The sequence below is a fragment of the Candidatus Endomicrobiellum pyrsonymphae genome, assembly GCF_020328025.1.
In the GTDB taxonomy this organism is placed as follows: domain Bacteria; phylum Elusimicrobiota; class Endomicrobiia; order Endomicrobiales; family Endomicrobiaceae; genus Endomicrobiellum; species Endomicrobiellum pyrsonymphae.
Map to the genome: position 1 here is coordinate 1 of NZ_JAIXMZ010000080.1, position 4,737 is coordinate 4,737.

Consider the following 4,737-nt stretch of genomic DNA (forward strand, 5'->3'; position numbering starts at 1 on the left):
ATAGTCGATCCATCTTGCACTACATCCTCTGCTGTCCCAACAGTTTTAATGTCGTTCTCAAATATACTCAACTCTACATTCCTTCCTAGCCCACTTACCCCGCTCTCACTATTCTTGTTTCCTCCGCATGAACTCAACACCAAACTAAATACTACAACTACGCTTACCATCTTCTTGAAATTAATCATTCTAAATCCTCTTTCGTTCTTGTAGTCTAGACTCTTTAAATCCTTCTTACTTTTCTTACTTTGTACTTCAGAATCTAAACTCTATTTTCGTACTCTTCTAAATAATCAATTATAACTATTGTCATTATACAAATTTAATCCATTACTTTTAACATTTCAACTTTAAAAATTATACAAATGCACAACTCGTAAATAAAAGCATCCCAACAATTCAAGCTGCTACTGCAATGCCTATCGTTGTTTGCAGAGCAACATTGTTACCTCTTCTCTTTGCCTATTCTGTTCACACCTTTTATTTTATACAACTAATTCTATATCTGCAAATGCCATCCGCGTTTTTGCCAGATTGTTTAAAAAGATACTAAAAAATAATGGAGTATTTATTCGCTTTGAGTTTTAGTGACTTGTAGTTGCAATTCTGCTGTCCTAGAGCGCGAGATAGAGAATGCGCTCAGCGACAAGAATTCTTGGTACTTTTGTTTTGTCTGACAAAAATACGGAAAAATTTTCAACATGATATCTAATAAAATTTGGTATAATTGTCTCAAGTTTAGGATTAAAAATAGGGAGAATCTAAAATGAACGCGGTAATCGGAACATCTTTAGGAACAATCAAAATTAAACTTCTTCCAAAAATTGCCTCTTTAATTGTAGCAAATTTTGTTGAGCTTTCGGAAGGAACGAAAGAATTTACAGATTCTAAAACAGGCAAGGTAGTAAAAAGGAAATTTTATGACGGATTGATTTTTCACAGAGTTATCTCAGAGTTTATGATACAAAGCGAAGATCCGCTGGGAACAGGTGCGGGTGGTCCTGGGTACAAGTTTAAAGATGAAATAGATTCATCGTTAAGGTTTGGTAAACCCCGGTATTTTGGCGATGGCAAATGCATGATATAACATAAATGGTTCGCAATTTTTTATAACAGAAGTTTCAACCCCATGGCTTAACGATAATCATACAATTTTCAGACAAGTTGCCGAAGGATTGGATATAATAAAAAAATAGAAAGAACGGAACTTGATTTCTCAGATAAGCCAATTGATCTCGTGTTGATTAAAAATGTAACTACTGAAAAAAAGGAATCTCAATGAAAAGAGTTGTATTTATAACAGCTTCTGAAGTTTTTAGAGATGAGGAATATTACAAACCCAAACAAGCGCTTGAAAACGCCGGCGTTGAAGTCATAACAGCAAGTACAAAAATCGGAGAGCTTGTAGGAAAATTTGGTTTTAAAGCAACAAGCGCCCTTTTAATTGAAAACGTTTCCTCTAACGACTTTGACGCAATAGTCTTTATCGGAGGCGGTGGCGCTAGCGTTTTTTTTGATAATGAATCCGCTTTAAGTCTTGCAAACGATTTTTTCAAACAAGGGAAACCGACAGCTGCAATATGTATAGCAAGCGTTACACTTGCAAATGCGGGAGTTTTGAAAGGTAAAAAAGCAACTGTCTTTGTTGACGGTAAAGAGTCTTTAATAAAAGCCGGCGCATTATATACAGGAAAACCTTTAGAAATTGACGGAAACATTATTACGGCAAATGGTCCCGAAATTGCGGAAGACTTTGGTAAAGCTATTTTGAAAGCGCTTAATTAAAAATAATAATCTAATAAAAATATTCTTTTTTTCATTTTTTTAAATCTTTTTTGCTAAATGAATATGAAAGTAATTCGGATATTTTAAATATTTTTAAACTTCCGTTTCTTTCGTTAATAATTGTGTCGACAGTTGAGGCAAGTTCTAAAATAACTTGACGACATGCGTATTGATTTTATATATGACTTTGCCCACTTTGTAAGCAGTTTGTAAGTTCTTATTGCAAACCAACGACAAAACTGTTATATTTATTGTACATAATTTTACTGCATAATCAAAAAATTTGGCGAGATTGTTATCCAGCACTATAGTGTTTCTTTAAAAAAGTGGCGCTAAAATAAAAAGGGGGAATTTTCACGTGAAGCAATATATAGCTCACATTTCCCTAATATCTAAATCTAAATTTATCAAAACCTATAGATAGAAACAAAATAGGAAATAGTATGATGACATTACTCTTAAAAAGAAGACATAATATGATGACATTACGTTTAAAAAAATGTGTAAGCTTGTTTGTTTGCCTTTCTCTGCTCGTTTCGGCATGCTCGCCCGATAAATCTAGCAAAGCTGGCGAGTTCACTAGAAACACTAAAGTTGAAGTAGGAGAAGAAGAACAGACAACAACAATCGTAGAAGATGAAAAAGAGGAAGAACTATTACCACACAATTCCGGTAACTCCTTCTGCGATAAACATAAATGGTGCAGTGTTCCCAGGGATACGTGGGGAACTATCACATCGGACCGTGAAATCGGGAAAGTCGGAGGATTTAGCGTAACGCCAAAAAGATTGGCAGTAAGCATAGGCATAGGCATCACAGTCGTAGTTTTGGGAACAGTTGCTGTGGGGGTTTGGTATAAGTGGAGGAAGAAGTCTTCAACTCAACAACAACCGGCGCAAGACAATGTCAACGCCAACGCCGACAACGGCAACAACATCATTGTCAACAACAACGAAGGCGGAGGCAAAGACACACTCACCGGCACAGGCACCGACAAAGATGGCAAAGGCGACAGCGCTGGCGAGGAAGGGAAGAAGAAAGGAGCGGAGCAGAAGAAGCAATAAGCAGAGAAGAAAGCATAGGAGAAGAAGCCGAAGGCGAAAGAAGGGAAAGAGAAAGAGAAAGAGGAAAGTGGCGAGAGCGAAGGCGACGGAGAAGGCGGAGGCGTCGACAAGAATAAAAGTGACGATGAAAGCAACGAAGTCAGCGGGGGTTTGCGGAAGCTGTTGCGGAGGCGCTACCGGTGATGATGGGGAATCTGGAGAAGTGGCGGCTGAAGAATGATGCTAATGGTTTGTCGGTAGCTAAGCTGGCGAGGAAGGTGGCGAAGGTGGGGTTGGTGGCGTGAGAGGAGACAGTAATTGAGGAGAGGGAAGAAATATTGCCGAGTCCGGCTGTGATGGAGACGACAAAGATGGAAATAATGGCGATTAAGAAGGTGGTGCTGAGGAAGGCGATGAAAATGCCGGGGGTGACGGCGGAAATGGGGATGGAGAAGTCGAGGGAACATAAGATACTAGTGAGAAAGTTGATAAAGGCGTTGCTGAGGAAGTGGGCGAAGTACGTTGAGAAGAAGTGTGCTATATCTAATGAGGAGATATTAAAGACGGCGAAAGCGGGTATAGAGAAGCTGAGGGGAAGGGGAGGGGACTAATCTGTCTGTTTAATGTAGCAATATGGCGAAAATGGCAGAATGCTTGAGGAATGTAACCTAAAATACAAAATCAGCCGTTCTGTTTCGCGTTGTACCTTTGAAACCTTATAGCTTTAAAATCGTTCCATTCGTTAAAACTTCTTCGCTGTGAAATTGTTTTAAAAATGTCCCTTTTCCCTTTGCGAATTTGGTTGTCTAGGTTTATTACAGGAATTTCCGCTAAATTGAACGTCTTAAAGGACAGAGTCCTCGACTTTGTAAGGTCAATTTTTACTTTATCGTTTATTTTGCGCGGGTTATAACTGCAAGGCACAAGGGAACTTAGTTCCAGGTCGTTACACTTGCGTTTCTCTGTATGTCATGATATAATGCTACTCATATGCTTCTCCATGTGAGCTGATTTGGGAACTTAGTTCCGAACTTTGTTCATTGGAACTTTGTTCCTTTTGAGATAGTGTTTCTTTAAAAAATTGTCCCCCGGGACTTTGTCCCTTGGGAACTTAGTTCCTTAAGTCATTGGCTCTTTACTATAAAGTCACATTAGCCGTTTTTTGGGGATCTTTTGATTGATTTTAGATTATAATCTTTGATGATTTTAGATTAAATTGTTAAAAAATTTGATATAATTACGATAGTTGTAGCTTGATTTGTCAAAAGTTTTGATTTGGTATAGTTGATTTTTTTATAAATGCAAAACAAAAAAAGTGGCGCTAAAATAAAAGAGGGAAATTTCACGTGAAGCGATACATAGTCCACATTCTCTTAATCTCTAAATTTATCAAAACCTATAAATAGAAACAAAAGAGGAAATAATATGATGACATTACATTTAAGAAAATGTGTAAGCTTGTTTGTTTGCCTTTCTCTGCTCCTTTCGGCATGCTCAAACTCCAATAACAAGTTAGCTAGAAATAAAGTAAAGTTGGCTTATGACATATGTTCAAATAAGGGTAATGTTATTGTGAAGGTAGGAGAGCCTATTACACGTATAGGTGACATGAATTGTGTAAAAAAGAACGGCAAGGCAACGTGTACAAAAAAAGATAACTCTCCGTGTGAGTTGAAAAAAGTTGAGCTGTGCAACGAACTAGGTAAAGATTGTAAAGATTTTGAAATTGGCGTGACCCCGGTACCGTGCAATGAATCAAGCGATAAATCAAAAGATGCATGTCTTCCTATGAAACTAAGAGAAAAGAAGGAGCGGGAGAAAGGCAAACAAACAAGCTTACACATTTTCTTAAATGTAATGTCATCATATTATTTCCTCTTTTGTTTCTATTTATAGGTTTTGATAAATT

Annotated in this window: 8 protein-coding genes; 7 read left to right on the forward strand and 1 reads right to left on the reverse strand. The window is 37.5% G+C overall.

Annotation, left to right across the window (positions count from 1 at the left end; genetic code table 11):
• Positions 1–188, reverse strand: a 188-nt coding sequence (locus LE180_RS06100) for a hypothetical protein (RefSeq protein WP_374134569.1), incomplete at its 3' end; no start/stop codon positions are given.
• Positions 189–766: 578 nt separating this feature from the next.
• On the opposite strand from LE180_RS06100, the gene LE180_RS06105 reads away from it, so the two are divergent.
• The 7 genes from LE180_RS06105 (at position 767) to LE180_RS06135 (ending at position 4,724) form a co-directional block, all read left to right on the forward strand.
• A complete protein-coding gene (locus tag LE180_RS06105) occupies positions 767–1,087 on the forward strand; it encodes a peptidylprolyl isomerase (protein ID WP_374134570.1) in 321 nt (106 codons plus the stop codon).
• Between the two features lie 22 nt (positions 1,088–1,109).
• Positions 1,110–1,196 carry a hypothetical protein gene (locus tag LE180_RS06110; RefSeq protein ID WP_374134576.1) on the forward strand — a complete coding sequence of 29 codons (87 nt, stop codon included), beginning with the start codon at positions 1,110–1,112 and terminating at the stop codon, positions 1,194–1,196.
• Between the two features lie 82 nt (positions 1,197–1,278).
• Positions 1,279–1,785: a DJ-1/PfpI family protein gene (locus LE180_RS06115; RefSeq protein ID WP_374134571.1), complete on the forward strand. Its 507-nt coding sequence runs from the start codon at positions 1,279–1,281 to the stop codon at positions 1,783–1,785.
• Positions 1,786–2,228: 443 nt separating this feature from the next.
• Complete coding sequence (locus LE180_RS06120; RefSeq protein ID WP_374134572.1) at positions 2,229–2,849, forward strand: hypothetical protein; 621 nt, start codon at positions 2,229–2,231, stop codon at positions 2,847–2,849.
• A 67-nt stretch (positions 2,850–2,916) separates the two neighbouring features.
• Complete coding sequence (locus LE180_RS06125) at positions 2,917–3,069, forward strand: hypothetical protein (RefSeq protein ID WP_374134573.1); 153 nt, start codon at positions 2,917–2,919, stop codon at positions 3,067–3,069.
• Positions 3,070–3,199: 130 nt separating this feature from the next.
• A complete protein-coding gene (locus tag LE180_RS06130; RefSeq protein ID WP_374134574.1) occupies positions 3,200–3,439 on the forward strand; it encodes a hypothetical protein in 240 nt (79 codons plus the stop codon).
• Positions 3,440–4,253: 814 nt separating this feature from the next.
• Entirely contained in the window at positions 4,254–4,724 is a 471-nt protein-coding gene (locus LE180_RS06135) for a hypothetical protein (protein WP_374134575.1), read from the forward strand.
• The last annotated feature ends 13 nt before the right edge of the window (positions 4,725–4,737 follow it).

What these genes read in the sequence shown, in the direction of transcription:
- LE180_RS06120 (WP_374134572.1), top strand. Translation starts at nt 2,229, where the DNA reads ATGATGACATTACTCTTAAAAAGAAGACATAATATGATGACATTACGT.
- LE180_RS06105 (WP_374134570.1), top strand. Translation starts at nt 767, where the DNA reads ATGAACGCGGTAATCGGAACATCTTTAGGAACAATCAAAATTAAACTT.
- LE180_RS06115 (WP_374134571.1), top strand. Translation starts at nt 1,279, where the DNA reads ATGAAAAGAGTTGTATTTATAACAGCTTCTGAAGTTTTTAGAGATGAG.
- LE180_RS06130 (WP_374134574.1), top strand. Translation starts at nt 3,200, where the DNA reads ATGGAAATAATGGCGATTAAGAAGGTGGTGCTGAGGAAGGCGATGAAA.
- LE180_RS06135 (WP_374134575.1), top strand. Translation starts at nt 4,254, where the DNA reads ATGATGACATTACATTTAAGAAAATGTGTAAGCTTGTTTGTTTGCCTT.